Here is a 22,855-nt window from a genome sequence, read left to right on the forward strand (position 1 = left end):
TTCTATCACAAATCCGGACTCAAAAAAAATCTTTGCCATGAAATCATGACAAAGATTCGTTTAATCACGAGAATTTGCGTGGTTCCCTTCACTACTTGATTGAGTCGTAGCAGGTGCATTCCCTCGTTGATTTCCTTGTTGGTTCCCCTGATTTGGTGTCGTAGTAGAACCTTGGTTTCCACGTTGGGATGGTGCTGATGATGACGTTGACGATGGTGTTTTTGGTTTGTAGATTGAAATCTTGACACGCGTCTTAGTCAAATCAACCTTTTCACCCGCTTTTGGACTCTGTTCAACGACTGTACCCTCAACAGTTCCATCAGGAGCTGTCGACACTTCTACAACTTCAATATTGGCTTCCTTAATCCCAACAATTTGAATAAGATTATTTTTAGTAAATTCAAGACTAGATCCTTTATAACTTGGCATAGAAACGCTGGTTACTTTCTTAGCAACGGTTAAGGTAATCGTTGAGGCCTTGCTCAAATCATAGGTTGTTCCGGCAGCTGGACTCTGTCTGAGAATTGTTCCTGCTTCACTCTCACTTGATTCCTCTTCCTCAATTTTAATGAGATTTTCAGGAACCTTCTTCTGCTTGAGTTCTGCTATAACATCTGTCGATTTACGGCCGATATAGTTACTCAATTGGAAAGATTGCTTGCCTGATGAGACAACCAAATTGATTTTCGAACCTTCTTTTCGAGTCTTTCCAGCTTCAGGATCTGTACGGATAATCCGCCCTTCTTCCACCTTTTCACTAGCCTCTGATTTCTCCTCGCCAATCTCAAAATTGGCTTTCTTGAGCGTTTCCTTGGCCTCCGCAACTGTCTGACCTGCCACATCTGGAATGGCAATGGTTGCAGGAGTTCTGGATAGTATCCAAATAAGAGAAGCTGCCACTAATACAATGCTGGCCAACAAAATCATATAACGAACTCTAAATTTCCGTTTCTTAACAGGCTTGCTTGCGTAATTGTCTTCTGAAACCTGCTGACTCGGTTTCGCAGTCTGTGGCTTCGGACTTTGTGTTTGCACCTTAGGAATCGAAGTCAAGGTACTCTGGGATACCTTCGGTAGTGTCTTGGTGTCCGCCTTAGTAGTATCATTAAATACCAGTTTAGGCTCATTGCGACGATTGTAAGATAAGCTACTAGACAAGTCCACATACATCTCTGCAACTGACTGATAACGATCTGTCAATTTCTTGGCAGTTGCCTTGATAACAACATTCTCCAAAGCCTGAGGCACAGATGGATTTTCATCAATAACTGATGGCAGTGGTTTCTGGAAATGCTGAAGGGCGATGGTCACCGCACTATCCCCGTCATAAGGGATATGGCCTGTCAGCATCTCATAGAAAATAATCCCCATGGCATAGATATCACTCTGTACAGTAGCCTTAGAACCACGCGCCTGCTCTGGTGACAAGTAATGAACCGAACCCAGCATAGAGTTAGTCTGAGTCAGACTTGTCTCTGCAAAAGCGACCGCAATCCCAAAGTCTGTGACCTTGGCAGTCCCATCTGGTGTCAAAAGGATATTTTGAGGTTTCAAGTCCCTGTGAACAATTCCTCTAGTATGGGCCAAACGCATGGCTAGGAGGATTTGCCCCATGATACGGACTGCTTCTTCATTAGAAAGAGGATAGTGTTCCTTGATATAGCGTTTAAGGTCTAGTCCAGCAACATACTCCATTGCAAGATACTGTTGACCGTCTTCCTCACCAATATCTGTTATCCGAACGATATGAGGATGGTCTAGATCTGCCATAGCTCTCGCTTCACGCTGAAAACGAGCTACAGCTATCGGGTCCGTCTGGTAGTTGGTCCTCAGGACCTTCACTGCCACTTCTTCTCCGTCTAGAATTAAATCCTTGGCCAAATAGACATCTGCCATGCCTCCTCGGCCAATCTGTTTCACAATCCGATAGCGTCCGGCAAAAATCTTGCCGATTTGGATCATTCTGCATCCTCCTCGTTCATAGAAACAAGGGCAACCGTAATGTTGTCTAAACCTCCTGCATTGTTAGCAAAACGCACGAGCGTCGCTGTTTTATCTGCCAAAGGAATATCACTGGTTACAATATCACAAATCTCACTGCCTGAAATCATGTTGGTCAAACCATCACTATTGAGCAAGAGATAGTCTCCTGGCTCAAGGGTAATCATTCCAAAATCAGGTTGAACTTCATCTTTTTGACCGATAGATTGAGTAATAATATTTTTCTGTGGATGGCTAGCAGCTTCTTCTGGTGTCAATTGACCTGCCTTAAGCAATTCATTGACCAAAGAATGGTCGCTCGTTAACTGGTGGTATTCTTCTCCACGAATCAAACCGATACGAGAATCTCCAATATGAGCATAGATAGCCTGATTACCAATAATAGCAACAGCTTCTAGAGTTGTTCCCATTCCTTTATAGGCATCATCTTGCCCAAGTTGATGAATCTTTTGATTTTCAATTTCTAGGTAATTAGCAAACCATTCACGCACTTCATTGACTGTATCGATCTGGGTATCAACCCAAGCTATACCTAGGTCTGTTACCGCCATTTCACTAGCGATATTCCCTGCGCGATGACCTCCCATCCCATCAGCTAAAATAATCATTGTACGTCCAGCTCTATTGACATAGTGGTTGACATAGTCTTGGTTATTTGTTCGTTTCTGACCAACATCTGTTAATAATGAAATTTCCATGTGTCAGTTCCTTCCTAATCCGATATCTTGCGAAATTGACTGATGAAGAATCCATCACTTCCATACAATTCAGGTGTAATGAGGATACAGCCGTCTTTCATGATATCCTTACATTCATGTTCTAGTTTTACCTGCTCGAACTCAGGATGACTTTCTAAAAACGCCTCAACGACTTGAAAATTCTCCTCTGAGACAATAGTACAGGTACTATAAGTTATTATACCACCTTTGCGTAGTGTTTGACAAACACTACCTAATATTTCTAGCTGAATTTCCTGTAAGGACGCGAAATCTGCCGTTTCTTTATTGTATTTGATATCTGGTTTCCGGCGCAGCAGACCGATTCCTGAACAGGGAGCATCCACTAAAATCTTATCAAATGAATTCTGACCAAAAAACTCATGCACCTTTCTGGCATCCATTTTTTGAGTTTGAACCCGGTCTGCAACTCCTAGACGTTGGGCATTTTCTTGAATTAAGTCCAACTTGTGGTCGTACAAATCTAGAGCAGTAACCTGACCTGTCGTGAGATAAGAGGCTATATGGGCTGTTTTTCCACCTGGAGCCGCACAGGCATCTAGAACCTGCTCATCACCTTGTAAATCAAGAGTTGGCGCAACCAATTGACTGGACTCGTCTTGGATGGTAATGGCTCCATCCGCAAACAAATCATGGCCTGCAAAATGCCCCTGCTCCTTAACCAGACCAGCGGCTGCTAAAAGGGAATTATTGGCCTCTAATAAGGCTTGGATTTCCTCTTTTCGGTCTATGTCTGTTACACGAATACTGGCTTTGTTACGCACTAAGAGACTTTCAAAAATAGCCTGCGCTCGCTCCTCTCCGTATTCTTCCTTAAGTTTAGACACCAACCAAACCGGGAGAGAATAAGCAATGGAATCACGCTTGTTTTTCCGTTTGATGCTAGCAATAACTGGCCAGTCTTCACGTAAGATACGGCGAAGGACAGCGTTGACCAATTTTTCACTGCCTTTTTTACGGACTTTGGCCAATTCTACTGCTTCATTGACCACAGCATGATCTGGAATCTTGTCCAAATAACGGAGCTGGTAAGCACTCATGAGAAGCAGGACATAGATCCAGCTGTCTAACTGGTCTCTGTCTTCGATAAAGTGGGACAGGTACCATTCCAGAGTCAGTTTACGGGCTACCGTTCCATAGACCAGCTCGGTCACCAAGCCCTTGTCTGCTGCTGAAAGTTGACTCCCCTTGAGATGCTTATTTAAGGCGATATTTGAGTATGCTTGATTGATAAAAACATCCTCTAATACTGCTAGAGCTAAACGTCTAGCCGTTTCTACTTTAGTCACCAAATCGTTCTCCTACAGTCAATGTCCGTCCAACTCCATTGAGGAAGGAAGCAATGTCCATCTTAGGCTTACCAGCTGGTTGCACTTGTTGGAGAGATAGAGCTCCTTCAGCCGTCGCGACGATCAATTCTTTCTTGCCGATAGAGAGGATCTCACCTGGATTTCCCTGACCTTCTACTGGTAGCGCTTCATAAATCTTAAAGCGGTCACCCTTAAGGAAAGTATGGGCAACAGGCCACGGATTCATCCCACGAATTTGGTTGAAAAGTTGGCGATTGCTTTTACTCCAATCCAATTTTTCTTCCTCTGGCTGGATATTTGGCGAGAAAGTAACCTGACTTGGATCCTGTGGTTCAGGTTTGATGTCACCAGCAATGTAGGCAGGCAAAGTATCCAAAAGCAAATCACGACCAACTAGCGCCAATTTCTCAAACAAGGTGCCGACATTGTCCCCATCCGTGATAGGAATACTGCGACGAGAAATCATATCTCCTGCATCCATTTCCTTAACCATCTCCATAATGGTCACACCAGCTTCCTCATCTCCTTGAATCAAGGCATAATGGATTGGCGCTCCACCACGGTGTTTTGGAAGAAGGGAGGCGTGAACATTAACCGCAAAGTCCATGCTATCAAGGAGTTTACTTGGGAGAAACTGCCCAAAAGCAGCAGTCACAATTCCATCTGCTCCTAGCTTCATAATATCTTCCATCTCTGGACTTCCAGATAATTTTTCAGGTTGGTAGATAGGAAGTCCTGCCTCTTTGGCAGCTTGTTTAACTGGGGTTTCCTGGATAACTTTTTTACGTCCGACAGCACGGTCTGGCTGGGTTACAACAGCTAGAATCTCATAACGGTCATCTGTCAAAAGTCCTTTTAAGACTGTTGCTGAAAAGTCGGGTGTCCCCATAAAGATTAATTTTGTCATATCTTCTCCTTCTTATAAAAATTGCTGTGGCTCATGGTCAATGCTGAGACGGAGCTCACTATTTTCCCGTTCTTGAGTCAAAGCCAAGACTTGGTTGAGGGTCGGCCCCAGCTCATCTTCTAAACGATATTTAATTAAAATCTGGTAATGATAGAGGTTGTGGGTACGTGCGATGGGTTTGGGCGTTGGCCCAAGAATGTTACTGGTCTCTGATAAGCCTGACCACAAAATATTCATAACTTCGTAAGCACGTTTGACCACCTCTTCTTCTTTCTTGTGAGAAAGGGTAATGCCAATGGTGAAATAGTAAGGCGGATAGCCAAGTTGTCGTCTGATTCCCATTTCATAGGCATAAAAGCCTTCGTAGTCCTGATCCTTAGCAAATCGAATAGCATAGTGCTGCGGATTATAGGATTGAATCAAAACCTGACCAGCTTTTTCAGCACGGCCTGCACGACCTGCTACCTGAGTCAAGAGCTGGAAGGTTCTCTCAGAAGAACGGAAATCAGGCAGATTCAAGGCTGTATCTGCATTGAGCACTCCGACTAAAGTCACATTTGGAAAATCCAAGCCCTTGGCAATCATCTGAGTACCTAGTAAAATATCTGCTTCTCCTCGCCCAAACTGGTCAAGCAAAGCTTGATGACTTCCTTTCTTGCGCGTCGTATCTACATCCATCCGCAGAATGCGGGCTTGAGGAAAGAGTTCTGCTAGTTCATCGTAGGCTTTCTGAGTTCCCGTCCCATAGTAACGAATGCTGCGACTCTTACAATTAGGACAGACCTGAGGGATATCCTTGGAGAAACCGCAATAATGGCAATTCATGGTCTTAGTATCCATGTGCAAGGTTAGGGAAATGTCACAGTTGGGACAAGTATCCACCGTCCCACACTCCCGACACATAACAAAGCTAGAATAACCACGACGATTGAGCATGAGAACCACCTGCTCTTTTTTAGCCAGACGATCCTGAATAGCTTCTAACAAAGGTGGCGTAAAGTTTGACGTCTCATTTTGTCCGATATAATCTCGAAAGTCAATTACTTGAACCTCAGGGATCTTAGCCAAAGGATTGGCTCGTTGGGTTAGTCGCAAGTGTTGATAGACGCCTTTTCCAGCCCTCGCACGGCTCTCTAAGCTCGGCGTTGCAGAACCAAGGACTAAAGTCGCTTGATTATATTGGGCCCGTAAAATAGCCACCTCTCTAGCATGGTAACGGGGATTACTGTCCTGCTTATAAGTCGCTTCATGCTCCTCATCGATAATCATAACACCCAGATTTTTCAGCGGAGCAAAGATGGCCGATCTGGCGCCAACAACAACTCGGGCATCGCCACGCTCGACCTTGCGCCATTCATCATACTTTTCACCATTAGACAAACCTGAGTGAAGGATAGCAACCTTGTCCCCAAAACGAGCAATAAAACGCTCCGTCATCTGAGGAGTCAAGGAAATCTCAGGTACCAGCAAAATAGCTGTCTTGCCCTTGTCCAAAGCTCCTTGGATAATCTGCAAGTAAACTTCTGTCTTCCCACTTCCTGTAATCCCTTGAAGGAGGAAGGGAGGCTGATGACTACCAATAGCACTGACAACCGCATCACGCGCCTGTCTTTGTTCTGGATTCAACTCCAAAGGTCGACTTGCCTCAATGCCTTCAAAATAAGCAGCCGAGCGTTGAACTTCCTTTTGGACTATAGTAATGGCACCTTGTTCCACAAAGAAGTTGACTTGCTCCCGCGAGTAGGACTCTAACAAACTAGCCAAGGAAGCACTCTCAGGATGAGACAGCAAATAGTCTCTCAGTTCCAACTTTTTCTTGGCGCGTGTAGAAATCTCAACACCTTCTAATTGAGCAAGATTCACCTCATACCAAGACTGGGTCTTGACCTTCTTTTGGTCAATCGCCTGATATTCCAGACCAAGCAGGCCTTTTCTAGTCAAACGCATCATTTCAGCTTGCTTACCTAAATCCAGAGAAGAAAAGACAAGCGAATCCTCTGAACCAAACAAGCACTCTCGGTCTTCCTGACTCAGACCTGCCAGAGGATAGAGAATCTTATCATAGCTGGAGTTCAGAAATCCCGGTAACATAGCCTTGAGGATGGAGATTTTGTAGGAGAAGACGGACTTGCGTAACTCCTCAGCCAGCCAGAGTTGTTCTTGCGTGAGAACAGGAGAAAAATCCAGCACCTCCGCAATATCTTTTAAATCTTGATTAACCTCTTCTTCATCTGGTTGGGACTCCAAACCAAGAACAATCCCTTGAATCAGGCGATTGCCCTTACCAAAAGGCACATGAACCCGCATCCCAACTTCTAGCATTCCCTCAAATTCCTCCGGAATCCTATAACTATAGGGTTGGTCCGTCTGCATCAAAGGCACATCCACAATAATCTTAGCTATAGCCATCTTCTCACCTCCTCCTTGTCAGTACATTCTTGTAATAGAAAAAATAAGATTGAGTCCCCCCAACCTTAAATTTTTTCACCATCTTCTTTTTCTTTAGCGATTTGCTCTTTGATTTTCTTTTCTTCTTCTTCTTTGCGGCGTTTTTCTTCTTCGATACGGCGACGCACTGCTTCACGTTTTCCTTCTGGATCTGGGTGAATTGTAACGTTTCCTGATTCGATTTCTTCTAAAGCGCGAAGAGTTGATTTTTCAGACTTGAAACCTTGAGTTGCTGGCGCACCTGCTTCCAATTCGTGGGCACGTTTTGCTTCCAAGATTACGAGTGAATATTTTGAAGGAACCTTGTCCAGCAAGGTATCAATAGAGGGTTTTAACATCATTTGCTTGTACCTATTTTCTAAATTTTATCGAGTAGTTGGAGATTTTGGTAACATCTCCTGATAGTGACCAATGACACGATCCACACGGAAGTGTTCTGCTTCGATTACACGTTTGACACGCTCAGCAGCTAGGGGCACCTGATCGTTGACAATCGCATAATCATACTCACGCATAAGCGCAATTTCTTCCTTGGCCTTTTCGATTCGTTGGGCAATCACTTCAGCACTATCTGTTCCACGACCTACCAAACGATCTTGCAATTCATCCAAATCTGGTGGTGTCAAGAAGATAAAGACAGCATCTGGAACCTTTTTCTTGACCTGAAGAGCGCCCTGAACTTCAATTTCAAGGAAAACATCGATTCCCTTGTCCAAGGTTTCATTGACGTAGGTCAAAGGAGTTCCATAGTAGTTGCCGACATATTCTGCGTATTCCAACATCTGTCCTTGACGAATCAGCTCTTCAAACTCTTCGCGAGTACGGAAGAAATAGTCAACACCGTCCACTTCTCCAGGACGTTGTGCGCGTGTCGTCATCGATACAGAGTATTGAAATTGGTTTTCAGAACTCTCAAAAATCTCTCTTCTAACCGTTCCTTTGCCAACCCCTGAAGGACCAGAAAAAACGATTAGTAAGCCTCGGTCTGCCATTGTGTCTCCTTTTAGTCAGTCTGTGAAATAACATTTCTCTAGAATAATGGCAAAAAGCCAAATTATTCTTTACAGTCTTTCTATCTAGTGTAACAAAAAAGCAGTAATTTTTCAACTGCTCTTTCTTATTTATTTAGCATAATCTACTGCACGAAGCTCGCGAATCACGGTTACCTTGATATTTCCTGGGTAATCGAGATTGTTTTCAATTTTCTCACGAACTTTGTGAGCCAAGATTGTGACTTTGTCGTCCTTGATTTGTCCTGGATTGACCATGATACGGATTTCACGTCCTGCTTGAAGGGCAAAGCTAGTTTGTACTCCTTCAAAGCCGTTAGCAATTTCTTCCAAATCATGAAGACGCTTGATGTAGCTTTCAAGAGACTCACTACGAGCACCTGGACGGGCTGCACTCAAGGCATCTGCTGCAGCGACGATAACTGCAATGACGCTCTCAGCTTCGACATCGCCGTGGTGGCTAGCAATCGTATTGACCACAACTGGATGTTCCTTGTACTTACGAGCCAATTCCATACCGATTTCAACATGGCTACCTTCAACCTCGCGGTCAATAGCTTTCCCGATATCGTGAAGGAATCCGGCACGACGGGCAAGAGCCGCATTTTCACCAAGCTCACTAGCCATGATACCAGCCAACTTAGCAACCTCAATCGAATGGCGCAAGACATTTTGTCCATATGACGTACGGAACTGCAAACGTCCCATAATCTTCATCAAATCTGGATGAAGATTTGGTGCACCAATCTCATAGGCAGCAGCCTCACCGTATTCACGAATTTTATTGTCAATCTCTTGACGGTTTTTCTCAACCAACTCTTCGATACGAGCTGGGTGGATACGACCATCCTTGAGCAACATTTCCATAGTCATACGGGCAATCTCACGACGGATTGGGTCAAAACCTGACAAGGTCACCACTTCTGGTGTATCGTCGATAATCACATCGACCCCTGTCAAACTTTCAAAGGTACGAATGTTACGACCTTCACGACCAATAATGCGTCCCTTCATAGTATCATCTGGTAGATGAACCGTTGAGTTTGTTGACTCCGCTACATATTCACCAGCGATACGTTGCATAGCTTGAACCAGGATGTCCTTGGCCATCTTGTCAGAACGTTCCTTGACCTCTTGCTCAGCTTCGCGAATACGGCTAGCAATCTCCTTGGTCAAGTTTTCCTCTGTCTGAGCCAAGATAATATCTCGTGCTTCTGCCTGAGACAGGGCACCAATACGCTCTAACTCTGCTTCTTTTTGTCTTTCGACTTCCTCTAATTGCTCTTCACGCGCATCAAGGTTTTTCGCTCTATCAGAAATACTTTGTTCTTTTTGTTCAAGTGTTTGTTCTTTACTCGTCAAATTGTCGTCCTTACGGTCGAGGCTAGTAGCCCTCTCTGTCAAACGACTTTCGATTTGTTTGAGTTCTTGACGTTCTGATTTGAATTCAGCGTCCACTTCTTCACGGTATTTTCTGGCTTCTTCTTTGGCCTCCAATAGTGCTTCTTTTTTAAGAGACTTGCTTTCACGTTTGGCTTCATTAACAAGTAAATCCGCTTCACGCTCAGCTTGTCCACGTAAATTAGTTGCTTCTTGTTCAGCATTTAAAAGCATCAACTCTGCAGCTTCCTGAGATGATTTCATCTTGGCTGAGATGCTGACATATCCAATGACTAAACCAATGATGACGGCAAAAACAGCAATCGCAAGCGACATGATTTCCATGTTTTTACCTCATTTTATTGTTATTCCGAATGACATACATTCTTTTACATTCTACCATAAAAAAGTGATTTTCACAAACCTAAAATAGAATATGTTTTGAGGAATTTAGGGCACAATCACTAAAATAAACTTGTTATTTTAAAAAGCCTACCTTTCAGTAGACTTAGTTTGATTCTATTCTAATCGGTACTCTTCCAAAATTCTGCTCTGCTATACTTGAATTTCCAAGTTGATAAATCTGGTCTGCCTTTTGGGTCATGGCATCCCAAGGTTCTTTGCCAATTCTGCTAACTAGATCGACCTGCCCTTTCAAAGACTTGAGATGTTGTCTGCCTTTTTCGGTAAATCCAAGGACATGAATGGCTTCTGGCAAGTCACCTTCTCTAGCTTGCACCAAGATATAGGTCAATAGGCGTCTGACACGCGCCTTGGTGTAACGTTTGGTCGCAATCGCCTCAACCAAGTCTTCCACAGACTGGACTGTCTTGATGGCTCCCTTAATGCGCACTGCCATTTCTTGATTGACCTGATAGATAGTGGTTAGGTCTGGATTGGACAAGATTTGATAGCTAAGCAAGGGAAAATAGTCTTCCCAGCTCACCTTACTGGCCTGCTCAAAGAGGGCAACAGAAGGCATAAAGCGTTCTAAGAAATCTTGGTCTGACTGATGCTGGCGCAGAGCTGTCGCCGAGGCAAAGTCCACATCCTTGTCCACAGAATGATAACCCGCTCCCTGACGCTGAATCGGATGAAGTTTGATGTTGCGTCCTGCAACAGCCTTGGCATAGGCAAGAGCAAGAACATGATTGGGCGTATTGCCAGAAAAATCAAGACCTGCAAATTCCTTCCACATGGCCTGGGTCTTCTGTGGATAAGAGAGGGAATCAGGCAGATTTTCCACAAATTTCTCCATCTCAGTACCTTGCTCTGTGTATAAGTCAGCAATTTTCTGGTAATCCAGAACTTTCTCTGTACCAAAAGCCAGAGTATCAATGCCCAACCGAGCCAAGATATCCACAGCTCCTTGACCAAAGAAATCAGCTGCCTGAACACTGACTAAAAAGGGCAATTCCACTACCAAATCTGCGCCATTTTCCAGCGCCATCTGGGCCCGTATCCACTTATCTATAATCGCTGGTTCTCCACGTTGCATGAAATTTCCAGACATAGCTACGATTTTCAAACCCTCTGCCTGATCCAGCAGGTATTTATGCCCATTATGAAAAGGATTAAACTCCGCGATAATACCCGTGATGGTCATGCTAATCTCCTACTTCTGTGCCACAAAAAACCAACGGGTACTAGTTTCTGTTGGCTCCTTGTCCTCAAAGTCCGCATAGAGTTTGAAGGACTTGAAACCGGCCTGTTCCAGCAAAATATCATAGGTCAGAACCTCATAAGTCCGCTCCTCATGCACTTCATCGTGGCGACTAAAGGAACCATCCGCTTCCTTGACAAAGAAAGTCAACTCATGAACGATAGAGTGAGGTGCTGCATCCTCATAAGTATCCCAGAGCATGGCAAAATCTTCCGCATTTTCATGATAAGAATAGCCTGGAAAAACCTCATCTGTCTGATAGGTCGAATGTACGTCAAAGATGAAAACTCCGTCTTCGTTGAGGACATTATAGACTTCTTTAAAAACGTCACCTACTTCCACCTCATCCTGCATGTAGCAGATTGAGTCCGAATAACAGGTGACAAAATCATATTTACCCACCTTAGACAAATCCAGCATATTGCCTTCCATAAAATCAATCTTTTGTTTGGCTGAAGAAGCTCTCTTCTCGGCAATCTTCAACATATCAGCACTCAAGTCCAGGCCAGTCACATCAAAACCAGCTTGAGAAAAGCGAACAGACTGGATACCTGTCCCACAAGCCAATTCCAAGAGTTTCTTTCTCTCCTTAGTTTTTGGCAAGTGACGCAGAGAAAAATCCGTCCATTTATCGTATAAACTATCGTCCATGACTTCATCATAGACCGCCGCAAAGGTTTCATAAGTTGCCATAATCATGATACCAAGAGCCTCCATGGCAAACACCACTCGCTCTTTACCTTTCTATCAATTTTTTCTAAAATAAGCAAATAAAACCCAGTTGACTACAACTGAGTTCATCTTCTAAGCAAGAGCTTCTGAAATATCTACTGAATTCGCCTCATGCCATAGTTTTTCTAGGTTATAGTGGGCACGCATTTCTTCTGAGAAGATATGCACAACGACAGCGCCTAGGTCCAGCAAGACCCAACCTCCAGCTGCATCACCTTCGACATGGCTACCTTTAAAGCCTGCTTGGGCTACTTTTTCACGGATATTATCAGCGATAGCATCCAACTGACGGCTATTCATTGAGCTAGTGATAACAAAGTAGTCCGTCACGCTGGTCAATTCTTGTACGTCAAGTGCGAGGATATCCTCCGCACGTTTCTCATCAGCCGCTTTCACGACTAGTTCTAGTAATTCTTTTTCGTTCATTTAGTCCTCTTTTTAAAAAATATGTTTGTAATCTAGGACATCTGCAAAGCGCTCCTCCCAAATGCCCTCATAAAATTCATTTATCTTTTCTGCTGGAATGTCATCCCCATCAAAGGTTGTGACAGCACCTTCTGGAATAATAAGCTGATAGCCATATTCAAAGGCAACCTTGACAGAGGTATCCACACAATATTCTGTCTGCATACCACATAAAACTAATTTTTCAATCCCCTGTTTATCCAAGTATTCTTTTAAACCAGTTTCTTTGAAAATACTGTTATACTTCTTCTGAAAGACCTTTTCATCAGGTTTTCGGTTTAAAAGCTCAGATAACTGCCAATCTTCTGATGTTTGAGCTTCAGAGTTCTCAATATGTTGAACATAGATAATTTCAATATTCTTGCTTCTAGCCTGGTTTTGTAAATAAGAAATTTTTTCCAATAGACTTTTTGTCTGGAACCCAGTTTCCACTAAAATATTCTGAACATCAATGATTATAAAAGCCGTTTTCATTTAGTCCTCTTTCAAATAGTGCACAAAGGCGTTATAGGTTTCAAGGGTTTGGGGATAGATGGGAAATCCCTGATGAGCCAAATGTTCCACAGTACGAGCTGTTTCGTAAGCAACTGCCTTATTGAGCGATAAACTTGCAATCTCACGCGCCACATCCACTCCAGGAAAGGCACGATTGTGCTCGATATAGTCTGCGACATAGACAACCTTATCAAGATCAGTCATCTGGTCAGCACCGACTGTATGGATTTCAATGGCTCGTAGAATTTCAGAATCATGCAAATTCAAATCTTCCTGAATCTTGTAGATGCCAACCATACCATGCCAGACATTATTACCCCAGTTTTTGAGATCAGGGTCTAGCTGATAACGGTCAATCAAGTCTAAAAATTCCTTATCTGACAGCTTTTTAGCGTAGTCATGAAGAAGGCCTGCTAAACCTGCCTTCTCGACATCTACTCCAAATCTCTCTGCTAGTTCTATGGCTGCACGCTCCACACCCAGACAGTGGGTTAAACGTTTTTCAGGTAGAAGCTCTGCCATTCTTTCCAACAAAGCCTCACGGGAGCAGTTGATATAGTCTTGATAGGCCATCAGTAGAGCCCCTCCTTCTCGATATAGTCTAGCACAGGCTGAGGTAGGAGAAAGTTGGGTTTCCGACCTTGGGCAAGGAAGTCACGCACCATACTAGACGAGATATCCATGAGAGGCACATCCACCCAGATAACTGGGTAAGAAGTTCCAGCCTTGTAACGTGGGCGCTGAACCCCCACAAACTGAACCATGTCAACCAATTCATCAATTCGGTACCACTTAGGCAGATAGTCCACCATGTCGGCACCGATGATAAAGTAATAATCCGTGTCTGGATTCTTCTCAGTTAGAAGCTTCATGGTGTCGTAGGTGTAAGAAATACCCTTGCGCTCTAGCTCGATTGTTTCAATGGCTAGCCTTTCAATCCCCTCGATCGCCAATTCAAGCATCTTGAGACGATGGTGTTCAGGGATGGTTTCCTTTTTATCTACGTGGGGAGGTTGGTATTCAGGCATGAGCAGGACCTGATCCAGTCCCAACTGTTGCCGTACTTGGTCCGCAACAATGAGATGGGCATTGTGAACGGGGTTAAAATTCCCCCCTAAAATCCCGACTTGTTTGCGTTTTTTCTCCTTGATTTCTGGCTCCAACTCTACCTTGGTAAAGGGAGTCAATAGTTCGATTGCCATAGGCTAGTCTCCTTTATTTCTCTGTAAAAACAGTTGTTTGGAGTAGGTTTTTAGATTTCTTTGACTTTTTTAGAAATCTTGCGATTTTCTTTCTTGCTAGATTGTTTAAACAAAATCAAGATGCGTCCGATTTTTTGGACTGTGTCCACACCGATTTCTTCTTCCAAGATTTCAGCCACTTCGTGGATATTTTCATCAGTGTTTTGTAAGAGCGTTACTTTAATCAATTCACGGGCGTCAAGTGCCTGACGGACGCTGGTTTTGATTTGGTCGTTGAGTCCATTTTTTCCGATTTGGATGATGGGTTTGAGGGTGTGTGCCTGGCTGTTGAGGAAGGCACGTTGTTTTGATGTTAATGACATAATTTTCTTCCTTGTTTTTTGATAGTTATTTTAGGTGGTGGGGGACGGTCGGAACTAATTTTCCAAAGATCTCATCTTTGAAAAATGGATTTCCTGACCTCACAATTGAGCCTTGGTCTCAATTGTGCCCCTTGCCAATCTACAGATTGGCAAGACACCACGGCAATAACTATCGCTATATGAGCTCACTTTGTTCGCTCGGCGATTTTGTAATAATACTTTTAAATAATTGCTTTTCGTGTGACAACTGCAACGCCTTCTGGTGCCCAGACGGCGACTTTGGCGGTGCCTGTTACGCGAATCCAGCCTAGGCCTGAGATGACTAGGTCTGTCTTGTCCTTGATGTTAAATACATGCTGGACCAGTTTTGGAAAATCTTCTTTTTCCTTGCTATTTGGTGGTGTGAGGAGGGTTCCGATGTGCTTGTCGTAGAAAGCACTAGCTCCTTCTAGCTTGGTTCGGTGGAGTTTGAGTTCATTGTCAAAGAAAGCTGTAAATCCTTGCTTTTCACCTGCAATGAAGTCAAAGCGTCCGAGACCGCCTAGAAACAGTGTTTGTTCAGGATTGAGCTGATAGGTTTTGGGTTTAATTTCCTTTTTAGGGCTGACATACTTGAGGTTTTTAGCCGTCAAGTAGTGAGCCATCTGGTAGCGGTGGATAATTCCCGGCGTATCGTAGATATAAGATCCGTCATCAAGCGGAATCTCAATCTTATCCAAGGTTGTCCCTGGGAAGCGCGAAGTCGTAATGACATTCTGGTCACCCGTGATTTCTTGGATAATAGCATTGATTAGAGTTGATTTTCCAACGTTAGTTACCCCAACGACATAGACATCACGACCCTTACGGTAGTGTTCGATTTTGTCAATGACTTCCTTAATAGCATGTTTATTTTGTGCCGAAGTTAGGACGACATCGACTGGACGAAGACCTTCTTCATGTGCACGTTCCATAAGCCACTGGCTAATCTTGCCTGGTTTAACAGACTTGGGTAGGATATCCTTTTTATTTCCAACCAAAAGGACATCATTGCCCGATACAAAACGTGGCAAGCCTGGGATAACAGAGCCATTAAAGTCAAAGATATCAATGACATTGACCACCAAGGCATCACTGTCTCCCACCTCGTGCAAGAGCTTGAGGAAATCATCATCCGTCAACTGGACATCCGTGATTTCATTGTAGTGGCGGAGACGGAAGCAGCGTTGGCAATAGACTTCGCCTGTCTCCAAACCTTTTTCAAGTGCCGACTGGGGGGTAAAACCAAGACCAGCCTTGTCTGTCGTCTGAATGGTTGCTCCACAACCAATACAGAGAATTTCTTCCATAATTAAATTCCTTTTTTATATGTAATCGGTCCGTACTTTTCAGTGATTTTTCGCATGACACGACGCTCACGAGCTCGATTAATCTGCGTTTTGATTGAGTCATGTTGGACCAAGGGTTTGACTAAAATCGAGCGAATGCCTGCACGGTGGGCTGCTCGAATATCGGTCATGAGCTGGTCGCCAACCATGACTACTTCACTTTTCTCATAGTGAAATTCCTTCATGGCACGGTCAATCCCAAATGTGAAGGGTTTCAGAGCCCAATAAACATAATCAATTCCAAACTTCTCAACTGCACGTTGAACTCGTTTTTTGGTGTTATTTGAGACCACGATGATGCGAATACCCGCGTCCCGAAGATCATGTAGCCATTGCTTCATCTCTGGCGTCCCATCAGGGTTGTTCCAAGCAATGAGAGTATTGTCCAAATCGACCAAAACAGCCTTGATTCCCTGCACCTGCAGGCTTGGAACTGTCAGATCATAAACTGCTTCCACAGCAAAATCTGGCATGTAATTTTCAATCGCCATTCTGGCTCCTTTTCTTAACTTTTTTTCGCAATTTTCCTTAATAACAATGACAAGACAATCCACAAACCTGCACTAGCCAAACTGATGTAGAGCCAAGCATGGGGCTCATCTGTTAAAGGTAGGGGAACATTCATTCCGAAAAAGCCTGTCACGACTGCCAAAACCGCTAGCAAGACTGAAATGATGGTCAAGGTTGTCAAATTATCATTCAGATTATTGTTTAGGATGTTGTTGTAAGATGCTGATAGTTGTTGGAGAACTTGAGAAATTAAATCTGTCATGGACACCAGCTGATGAGCCTCAATCATGGCATCATCAAACTGCTCTCTCTCAATCTCGTTAAAACTACGATAGAGGGCATGCCCCTGAATATGCTCTAACAACATACGATTTTGCTTAGCAGCCGCAGTAAGATAAACCATACCGGTCTCCAAGTCAGACAAGGCAAAGAGATTTTTCTTGGTCGTCCGCTGACGTAAGAGGCCATTGACCTCATCCTTACTCTTGTCCATCTGCTCGATGACAGGATAGTAGGCATTGCTGATGATTTCCAGACTGGCAAAGAGAAACTTGTAAATCGAAAGCGTGTCATGACTGTCCAGATAACGGGTCATTTGTTCAACGACATAAGCGTTCTTGGTATTACTAATGGTAATCAGGCGACGATGTTCCACGATAAAGGTCATGGGAAAGGCTTCGTAGTATTCCTTATCCTTTTTCAAGTTCAAGACATTGTAGATAAAGGTCACAGTCCCATTTTCACGGTGATAATCCATGTGGGCTCGCTCATTCCTATCCAGTGCGTACTCAATGGTTTCCTTGTCCAAACCGTAGATTTCAGAAAGATCTTCTAGTTTTTTCAACTTGTCCAAATCTAGGTCAATCCAGGTACAGCCATTGCCCAACTGTTTTTCTAAAAACATCTTCTCTCCTTTACCAAACTCTTTCTATTGTACCATAAATCTGCTAAAATTTCAGGCCTGGTCTGTCCGAGAGAAATTGCTAACGACGGTAATATTCCGATTGGGAACGAAGTGCAGAACCTGGTCTTCTCCTCTGAGTTGTGTTGTTCGAATGCCGACGCTGACGACCTTGCCCGATACAGTAATAGGACCATTTGTCAGAACAACCTCATCTCCCACATCCAATTGACGTTCAAAAAGGATGAAAAAGCCATTGATGACATCAGACAGAAAACCTTGAGCTCCCATACCAATCGCCACCCCAGCAATTCCAGCACCTGCCAGCAAACTAGAAACTGGCAAACCTAAAATCGACAAGATACAGTAAAGTAAAAAGAAATAAAGAGTATAATTAAACACATTTTCCAGCAGGCGTGAGATGGTTTTCTGACGTCCGACATCATGATGAGACATTTTTAGAGAAGGTTTAACAATTCTCTGCACCATGGTATGAAGCATTTTTTTAGCTATGTAGAAGAGTAAAAATAAGAATAAAAGAGAAAGTACCTTGGTCAAGATATTCTCTATAATCGCTGTAATATCAAGCTTATTGAGATAGATTTGAATAAATTCTTGCATAGAAAACTCCTTTCATTTATTATACCATACTTTCACAAGTGATGAATCTCCATAAATATTCAAAAATAATTTCAAAAATAGACAGAAAATTCTTGATTTTAGTTCATATTTATACTATAATCATAAACATTACACAACAAAGGAGATTGTTATGAAAAAATTCATTCATGCTTGGAATAAGGCAAGCCTAATCAAACGTATCTTGATTGGCATGCTTATTGGAGGAACCCTAGGACTGACACTTCCTAACATTTCAGGAATTGGCCTGCTCGGAGATCTCTTTGTTGGTGGCCTCAAAGCCATCGCACCCATTCTGGTCTTTGCCCTCGTTGCTAACGCCCTTTCCCAACATCACAAGGGGCAAGATAGCAATATGAAAACGGTTATCTTACTTTATTTGGTGGGAACCTTTGCCGCTGCCCTTATCGCTGTACTAGCAAGTTTCATCGTACCTGTTGAAATTACCCTAAATAGTGCTAATACCGATATTGCTCCGCCAGATGGGATTGGCCAAGTCCTCAGCAATCTCTTGCTTAAACTCGTAGACAACCCTGTCAATGCCCTCGTCACAGCCAACTACATCGGTATCCTATCTTGGGCAGTTGTTTTCGGGATTGCTATGAGAGAAGCCAGCAAAAATAGTAAAGAATTGCTAAAAACCATGGCTGATGTGACTTCTAAGATTGTCGAATGGATCATTAACCTAGCTCCATTTGGTATCCTTGGTCTTGTCTTCAAAACCATCTCTGATAAGGGAATCGGAAGTCTAGCCAACTACGGAATCTTGCTTGCCCTCTTGGTGACAACTATGTTCTTTGTGGCCTTAGTAGTCAATCCATTGATTGCCTTCCTCTTTATGAAGAGAAACCCTTATCCCCTCGTTTGGAAATGTTTGCGTGTCAGCGGTGTGACAGCCTTCTTTACTCGTAGTTCTGCAGCTAACATCCCTGTCAACATGAAACTTTGCCACGACCTCGGACTGGATCCAGATACCTATTCTGTCTCTATCCCCCTTGGTTCTACTATCAACATGGCCGGGGCAGCGATTACCATTAACGTTTTGACCCTTGCTGCAGTTAACACTCTTGGAATCCCTGTTGACTTTGCGACAGCCTTTGTCCTCAGTGTAGTAGCAGCTATCTCAGCCTGTGGTGCTTCTGGTATTGCGGGAGGTTCCCTCCTTCTTATCCCAGTTGCTTGTAGCCTTTTCGGTATTTCTAACGATATTGCCATGCAAGTTGTCGGGGTTGGATTTGTGATTGGGGTCATCCAAGACTCATGTGAAACAGCCCTCAACTCTTCTACAGATGTCCTCTTTACTGCCGTTGCCGAATACGCAGCAGCCCGTAAAAAATAACTCATAAAGGCAAGCCTGCTCAGGTCTTGTCTTTTACGCTTTTATTCTAACTTATTAGGAAATTCTTATGTCTATTAGCCAACGTACGACCAAGCTCATTTTAGCTACCTGTCTTGCCTGCCTTCTTGCTTATTTTCTCAATCTTTCCTCAGCAGTTTCGGCCGGAATCATCGCTCTCTTGAGCCTATCCGATACTCGTAGAAGTACCTTAAAACTGGCCCGCAATCGGCTTTTTTCTATGCTTCTAGCTCTGACTATTGGCGTTTTGGCTTTCAACTTGAGCGGATTTCATATCTGGAGCCTTGGCCTCTATCTTGCCCTATACGTTCCTCTGGCCTACAAGATGGGCTGGGAAATTGGCATCACACCAAGTACTGTTTTGGTTAGCCATCTCTTGATTCAAGAGTCAACCTCTCCATACCTTCTAGTAAATGAATTCCTTCTCTTTGCAATCGGTACTGGATTTGCCTTACTGGTCAATCTCTACATGCCTTCACGAGAAGAGGAAATCCAGCACTACCACACATTGGTAGAAGAAAAATTAAAAGATATCCTCCTACGCTTCAAATATTATTTATCCAGAGGGGATGGACGCAACCGAGCACAGCTAGTAGAAGAATTGGACACACTTTTAGAAGAAGCACTCAGACTGGTCTATCTAGATCACTCTGACCACCTCTTTCACCAGACCGATTACCATATCCACTACTTTGAGATGAGACAGCGACAAAGCCGTATCCTGCGAAATATGGCCCAGCAAATCAACACCTGTCACCTAGCTGCCAGTGAAAGTCTGATTTTGGCCCAACTCTTTTCAAAAATTGCAGGGCAACTGAGCCAGACCAATCCTGCTTCTGATTTACTAGATGAAATTGAACGCTATCTAGAAGTCTTCCGCAACCGCAGTCTTCCCAAGACAAGAGAAGAATTTGAAACCCGCGCCACCCTTCTTCAACTCCTACGTGAATCCAAAACCTTCATCCAAGTCAAAGTTGATTTTTACCAAAAATATGGACAGTAATACTCTTCGAACTACGTCAGTTTCACCTTGCCGTATATAGGTTACTGACTTCGTCAGTTCTATCCACAACCTCAAAACGGTGTTTTGAGCTGACTTCGTCAGTTCTATCCACAACCTCAAAACGGTGTTTTGAGCTGACTTCGTCAGTTCTATCCACAACCTCAAAACGGTGTTTTGACCAGCCTGCGGCTAGCTTCCTAGTTTACTCATTGATTTTCATTGAGTATAAAAAAGAAAACTTCAGACCAATCACAAAAGGTGAATATCTGAAGTTTTCTTTTATTTGTAAGTTATCACCATGAAGGTTAATAGTAAAACGAATAAGGCCTAATATTCAACATCTTTTTATAGAGTGCTAAGGTAAAACCCTACATACTTTGCTGTCTTATTATCCACGACACTAAGTTTTACAAATCAATTTCATTTACAAAACGTAGTGAGTGAGGCAGTTAGCTAGTTCGCTTCCTTACCCTTACGACGGAAAAATCCACGAATCGACACCATTAGTGGACTTTGACTAATGAAGCATTTAGGTAAGCCGATTTTTACACCACGACACAGAGTTTGGCAAATCGATTCTATTTGCCAAACGTAGTTAGTAAGGCAGTTAGCTAGACCGCTCACTACCAGTTACGACGTAAAGTTTTACGAATCGATATTATTCGTAAAACTTTACTAGTGGAGCGCCTAGCCAAGTTCCATAGAAACTTGGCGTTAGTTACTTAGATTGTTACACAATCAAGTAACTTTGGCGATCTACATCTTCTCTTCCAACTCTACGTCTGGATACTTATCTGCAAACCAGCGAAGGGCAAAGTCATTTTCAAATAGAAAGACTGGTTGGTCAAAACGGTCTTTGGCCAAGATATTGCGACTTGATGACATCCGTTCATCCAAGTCCTCAGGCTTGATCCAACGAACGGTCTTCTTACCCATTGGGCTCATAACCACTTCCGCATTGTACTCGCCTTCCATACGGTGCTTAAAGACTTCAAACTGGAGTTGACCAACAGCTCCCAGCATGTACTCGCCTGTTTGGTAATTCTTATAGAGCTGAACAGCACCTTCTTGCACCAATTGCTCAATCCCCTTATGGAAAGATTTTTGTTTCATGACATTCTTAGCAGAAACTTTCATGAAAATTTCAGGAGTAAAGGTTGGCAGTGGTTCAAACTCAAACTTGTTTTTCCCAACTGTCAAGGTATCCCCAACCTGATAGGTACCTGTATCGTAAACACCGATAATATCACCTGCCACGGCATTGGTCACATTCTCACGACTTTCCGCCATAAACTGAGTCACATTCGAAAGTTTAGCACCTTTACCAGTACGAGGTAGATTGACACTCATACCACGCTCAAATTCACCTGATACGATACGGACAAAGGCGATGCGGTCACGGTGACGAGGGTCCATGTTAGCTTGGATTTTAAAGACAAATCCTGAGAAATCCTTGTCGTAAGGATCCACAATTTCGCCGTCTGTTTTCTTATGACCATGTGGTTCTGGAGCAAACTTAAGGAAAGTCTCAAGGAAGGTCTGCACACCAAAGTTTGTCAAAGCTGAACCGAAGAAGACTGGTGTCAATTCTCCAGCCAGAATAGCTTCCTCTGAAAACTCATTTCCAGCTTCATTTAAAAGTTCAATGTCATCCTTGACTTGCTCGTAGAAAGGATTGCTGCCAAAAAGCTTGTCCCCATCTTCTAGACTAGCAAAACGTTCATCCCCTTTATAGAGCTCCAAGCGTTGGTTATAGAGGTCATACAAGCCTTCGAAAGCTTTCCCCATCCCGATTGGCCAGTTCATAGGGTAGCTAGCAATACCCAAGACTTCTTCCAACTCTTGCAAGAGATCCAGTGGCTCACGACCATCACGGTCCAGCTTGTTCATAAAGGTAAAAACTGGAATGCCACGGTGTTTCACAACCTCAAACAATTTCTTGGTTTGAGCCTCGATACCCTTGGCAGAGTCCACCACCATGACCGCAGCATCCACCGCCATCAAGGTACGATAGGTATCTTCTGAAAAGTCCTCATGCCCTGGCGTGTCGAGGATATTCACGCGCTTGCCATCGTAGTCAAATTGCATAACAGATGAAGTAACCGAAATCCCACGTTGCTTCTCGATATCCATCCAGTCAGACTTGGCAAAAGTCCCTGTTTTTTTCCCTTTTACAGTACCAGCCTCACGAATCTCGCCCCCAAAGTAGAGCAGTTGCTCAGTGATGGTTGTTTTCCCCGCGTCCGGGTGGGAGATGATGGCAAAGGTACGACGTTTCTTAATTTCTTCTTGAATATTCATAAGTTCTCTTTCTTTGATTCTCTATTTTTCTTGTTTCAATAGCTAAGAATGATTTTTACATTGGA

Annotated in this window: 22 protein-coding genes; 2 read left to right on the forward strand and 20 right to left on the reverse strand. The window is 43.5% G+C overall.

The genetic code is table 11. The features are described 5' to 3' along the window. Nucleotides 1-60: 60 nt before the first annotated feature. The 19 genes from pknB to O3601_RS02010 all read right to left on the reverse strand — a co-directional run bounded on the left by pknB (nt 61) and on the right by O3601_RS02010 (nt 18,111). A complete protein-coding gene (pknB, locus tag O3601_RS01920) occupies nt 61-1,962 on the reverse strand; it encodes a Stk1 family PASTA domain-containing Ser/Thr kinase (protein WP_371470721.1) in 1,902 nt (633 codons plus the stop codon). Continuing rightward, nucleotides 1,959-2,699 carry a Stp1/IreP family PP2C-type Ser/Thr phosphatase gene (locus O3601_RS01925; protein ID WP_000406242.1) on the reverse strand — a complete coding sequence of 247 codons (741 nt, stop codon included), beginning with the start codon at nt 2,697-2,699 and terminating at the stop codon, nt 1,959-1,961. The genes pknB and O3601_RS01925 overlap by 4 nt, the downstream gene beginning before the upstream one ends. A 14-nt stretch (nt 2,700-2,713) precedes the next feature. Beyond that, a complete protein-coding gene (rsmB, locus tag O3601_RS01930; protein WP_371470722.1) occupies nt 2,714-4,027 on the reverse strand; it encodes a 16S rRNA (cytosine(967)-C(5))-methyltransferase RsmB in 1,314 nt (437 codons plus the stop codon). After that, the gene (gene fmt / locus O3601_RS01935; RefSeq protein WP_371470724.1) at nt 4,020-4,955 is read right to left on the reverse strand and encodes a methionyl-tRNA formyltransferase; all 936 of its coding nucleotides are present in this window, start codon (nt 4,953-4,955) and stop codon (nt 4,020-4,022) included. Before fmt ends, rsmB begins: the two co-directional genes overlap by 8 nt. A gap of 12 nt (nt 4,956-4,967) precedes the next feature. Beyond that, on the reverse strand, nt 4,968-7,364 hold the full coding sequence (locus tag O3601_RS01940) for a primosomal protein N' (RefSeq protein ID WP_371470726.1): 2,397 nt from the start codon (nt 7,362-7,364) through the stop codon (nt 4,968-4,970). Nucleotides 7,365-7,429: 65 nt separating this feature from the next. Further along, on the reverse strand, nt 7,430-7,744 hold the full coding sequence (gene rpoZ, locus O3601_RS01945) for a DNA-directed RNA polymerase subunit omega (protein WP_000979235.1): 315 nt from the start codon (nt 7,742-7,744) through the stop codon (nt 7,430-7,432). 24 nt (nt 7,745-7,768) lie between these two features. Further along, nucleotides 7,769-8,395, reverse strand: coding sequence for a guanylate kinase (gmk, locus tag O3601_RS01950; protein WP_000775041.1), 627 nt, complete (start codon nt 8,393-8,395; stop codon nt 7,769-7,771). A gap of 129 nt (nt 8,396-8,524) precedes the next feature. After that, nucleotides 8,525-10,138 carry a ribonuclease Y gene (locus O3601_RS01955; protein WP_000404936.1) on the reverse strand — a complete coding sequence of 538 codons (1,614 nt, stop codon included), beginning with the start codon at nt 10,136-10,138 and terminating at the stop codon, nt 8,525-8,527. Nucleotides 10,139-10,301: 163 nt separating this feature from the next. Continuing rightward, nucleotides 10,302-11,399 carry a nucleotidyltransferase gene (locus O3601_RS01960; protein ID WP_371470751.1) on the reverse strand — a complete coding sequence of 366 codons (1,098 nt, stop codon included), beginning with the start codon at nt 11,397-11,399 and terminating at the stop codon, nt 10,302-10,304. 9 nt (nt 11,400-11,408) lie between these two features. Continuing rightward, entirely contained in the window at nt 11,409-12,149 is a 741-nt protein-coding gene (locus tag O3601_RS01965; RefSeq protein ID WP_371470961.1) for a class I SAM-dependent methyltransferase, read from the reverse strand. Between the two features lie 111 nt (nt 12,150-12,260). Further along, nucleotides 12,261-12,614: a ribosome silencing factor gene (rsfS, locus tag O3601_RS01970; protein ID WP_001003029.1), complete on the reverse strand. Its 354-nt coding sequence runs from the start codon at nt 12,612-12,614 to the stop codon at nt 12,261-12,263. 12 nt (nt 12,615-12,626) lie between these two features. After that, on the reverse strand, nt 12,627-13,127 hold the full coding sequence (locus tag O3601_RS01975) for a cysteine hydrolase family protein (RefSeq protein WP_371470753.1): 501 nt from the start codon (nt 13,125-13,127) through the stop codon (nt 12,627-12,629). After that, complete coding sequence (gene yqeK, locus O3601_RS01980) at nt 13,128-13,721, reverse strand: bis(5'-nucleosyl)-tetraphosphatase (symmetrical) YqeK (protein ID WP_371470754.1); 594 nt, start codon at nt 13,719-13,721, stop codon at nt 13,128-13,130. Beyond that, nucleotides 13,721-14,350, reverse strand: a complete 630-nt coding sequence (locus tag O3601_RS01985; RefSeq protein ID WP_371470756.1) for a nicotinate-nucleotide adenylyltransferase — start codon at nt 14,348-14,350, stop codon at nt 13,721-13,723. The genes yqeK and O3601_RS01985 overlap by 1 nt, the downstream gene beginning before the upstream one ends. 50 nt (nt 14,351-14,400) lie before the next feature. After that, the gene (yhbY, locus tag O3601_RS01990; RefSeq protein WP_000060169.1) at nt 14,401-14,712 is read right to left on the reverse strand and encodes a ribosome assembly RNA-binding protein YhbY; all 312 of its coding nucleotides are present in this window, start codon (nt 14,710-14,712) and stop codon (nt 14,401-14,403) included. Nucleotides 14,713-14,933: 221 nt separating this feature from the next. Further along, complete coding sequence (gene yqeH / locus O3601_RS01995) at nt 14,934-16,040, reverse strand: ribosome biogenesis GTPase YqeH (protein ID WP_371470772.1); 1,107 nt, start codon at nt 16,038-16,040, stop codon at nt 14,934-14,936. A gap of 2 nt (nt 16,041-16,042) precedes the next feature. Then, a complete protein-coding gene (locus tag O3601_RS02000) occupies nt 16,043-16,570 on the reverse strand; it encodes a YqeG family HAD IIIA-type phosphatase (RefSeq protein ID WP_314848411.1) in 528 nt (175 codons plus the stop codon). Between the two features lie 14 nt (nt 16,571-16,584). Further along, nucleotides 16,585-17,493: a magnesium transporter CorA family protein gene (locus tag O3601_RS02005; RefSeq protein WP_173268130.1), complete on the reverse strand. Its 909-nt coding sequence runs from the start codon at nt 17,491-17,493 to the stop codon at nt 16,585-16,587. Between the two features lie 51 nt (nt 17,494-17,544). Continuing rightward, entirely contained in the window at nt 17,545-18,111 is a 567-nt protein-coding gene (locus tag O3601_RS02010) for a mechanosensitive ion channel family protein (protein ID WP_371470773.1), read from the reverse strand. Nucleotides 18,112-18,262: 151 nt separating this feature from the next. Between O3601_RS02010 and sstT the strand changes: the two genes are divergently transcribed. Both sstT and O3601_RS02020 read left to right on the forward strand, forming a co-directional pair. Further along, the gene (gene sstT, locus O3601_RS02015) at nt 18,263-19,468 is read left to right on the forward strand and encodes a serine/threonine transporter SstT (protein WP_371470774.1); all 1,206 of its coding nucleotides are present in this window, start codon (nt 18,263-18,265) and stop codon (nt 19,466-19,468) included. 67 nt (nt 19,469-19,535) lie between these two features. Beyond that, nucleotides 19,536-20,489 (forward strand): aromatic acid exporter family protein, encoded by a 954-nt coding sequence (locus tag O3601_RS02020; protein WP_371470777.1) that lies wholly within the window; start codon nt 19,536-19,538, stop codon nt 20,487-20,489. A gap of 756 nt (nt 20,490-21,245) precedes the next feature. Here O3601_RS02020 and O3601_RS02025 read toward each other — a convergent pair. After that, nucleotides 21,246-22,790: a peptide chain release factor 3 gene (locus O3601_RS02025; protein WP_001025438.1), complete on the reverse strand. Its 1,545-nt coding sequence runs from the start codon at nt 22,788-22,790 to the stop codon at nt 21,246-21,248. Nucleotides 22,791-22,855: the final 65 nt, after the last annotated feature.

Origin of the sequence: Streptococcus sp. 20925_1_69, assembly GCF_041432365.1 — a bacterium.
In the GTDB taxonomy this organism is placed as follows: domain Bacteria; phylum Bacillota; class Bacilli; order Lactobacillales; family Streptococcaceae; genus Streptococcus.

Bases quoted from the DNA above. Each gene is read 5' to 3' on its own strand.
- rsfS (WP_001003029.1), bottom strand. From the start codon at position 12,614: ATGAACGAAAAAGAATTACTAGAACTAGTCGTGAAAGCGGCTGATGAG.
- yqeK (WP_371470754.1), bottom strand. From the start codon at position 13,721: ATGGCCTATCAAGACTATATCAACTGCTCCCGTGAGGCTTTGTTGGAA.
- O3601_RS01940 (WP_371470726.1), bottom strand. From the start codon at position 7,364: ATGGCTATAGCTAAGATTATTGTGGATGTGCCTTTGATGCAGACGGAC.
- O3601_RS01925 (WP_000406242.1), bottom strand. From the start codon at position 2,699: ATGGAAATTTCATTATTAACAGATGTTGGTCAGAAACGAACAAATAAC.
- rpoZ (WP_000979235.1), bottom strand. From the start codon at position 7,744: ATGATGTTAAAACCCTCTATTGATACCTTGCTGGACAAGGTTCCTTCA.
- O3601_RS02020 (WP_371470777.1), top strand. From the start codon at position 19,536: ATGTCTATTAGCCAACGTACGACCAAGCTCATTTTAGCTACCTGTCTT.
- sstT (WP_371470774.1), top strand. From the start codon at position 18,263: ATGAAAAAATTCATTCATGCTTGGAATAAGGCAAGCCTAATCAAACGT.
- fmt (WP_371470724.1), bottom strand. From the start codon at position 4,955: ATGACAAAATTAATCTTTATGGGGACACCCGACTTTTCAGCAACAGTC.
- O3601_RS01975 (WP_371470753.1), bottom strand. From the start codon at position 13,127: ATGAAAACGGCTTTTATAATCATTGATGTTCAGAATATTTTAGTGGAA.
- O3601_RS02010 (WP_371470773.1), bottom strand. From the start codon at position 18,111: ATGCAAGAATTTATTCAAATCTATCTCAATAAGCTTGATATTACAGCG.
- pknB (WP_371470721.1), bottom strand. From the start codon at position 1,962: ATGATCCAAATCGGCAAGATTTTTGCCGGACGCTATCGGATTGTGAAA.
- O3601_RS02000 (WP_314848411.1), bottom strand. From the start codon at position 16,570: ATGGCGATTGAAAATTACATGCCAGATTTTGCTGTGGAAGCAGTTTAT.
- gmk (WP_000775041.1), bottom strand. From the start codon at position 8,395: ATGGCAGACCGAGGCTTACTAATCGTTTTTTCTGGTCCTTCAGGGGTT.
- O3601_RS02005 (WP_173268130.1), bottom strand. From the start codon at position 17,493: ATGTTTTTAGAAAAACAGTTGGGCAATGGCTGTACCTGGATTGACCTA.
- yhbY (WP_000060169.1), bottom strand. From the start codon at position 14,712: ATGTCATTAACATCAAAACAACGTGCCTTCCTCAACAGCCAGGCACAC.
- O3601_RS01965 (WP_371470961.1), bottom strand. From the start codon at position 12,149: ATGGCAACTTATGAAACCTTTGCGGCGGTCTATGATGAAGTCATGGAC.
- O3601_RS01955 (WP_000404936.1), bottom strand. From the start codon at position 10,138: ATGGAAATCATGTCGCTTGCGATTGCTGTTTTTGCCGTCATCATTGGT.
- O3601_RS01985 (WP_371470756.1), bottom strand. From the start codon at position 14,350: ATGGCAATCGAACTATTGACTCCCTTTACCAAGGTAGAGTTGGAGCCA.
- O3601_RS02025 (WP_001025438.1), bottom strand. From the start codon at position 22,790: ATGAATATTCAAGAAGAAATTAAGAAACGTCGTACCTTTGCCATCATC.
- O3601_RS01960 (WP_371470751.1), bottom strand. From the start codon at position 11,399: ATGACCATCACGGGTATTATCGCGGAGTTTAATCCTTTTCATAATGGG.
- yqeH (WP_371470772.1), bottom strand. From the start codon at position 16,040: ATGGAAGAAATTCTCTGTATTGGTTGTGGAGCAACCATTCAGACGACA.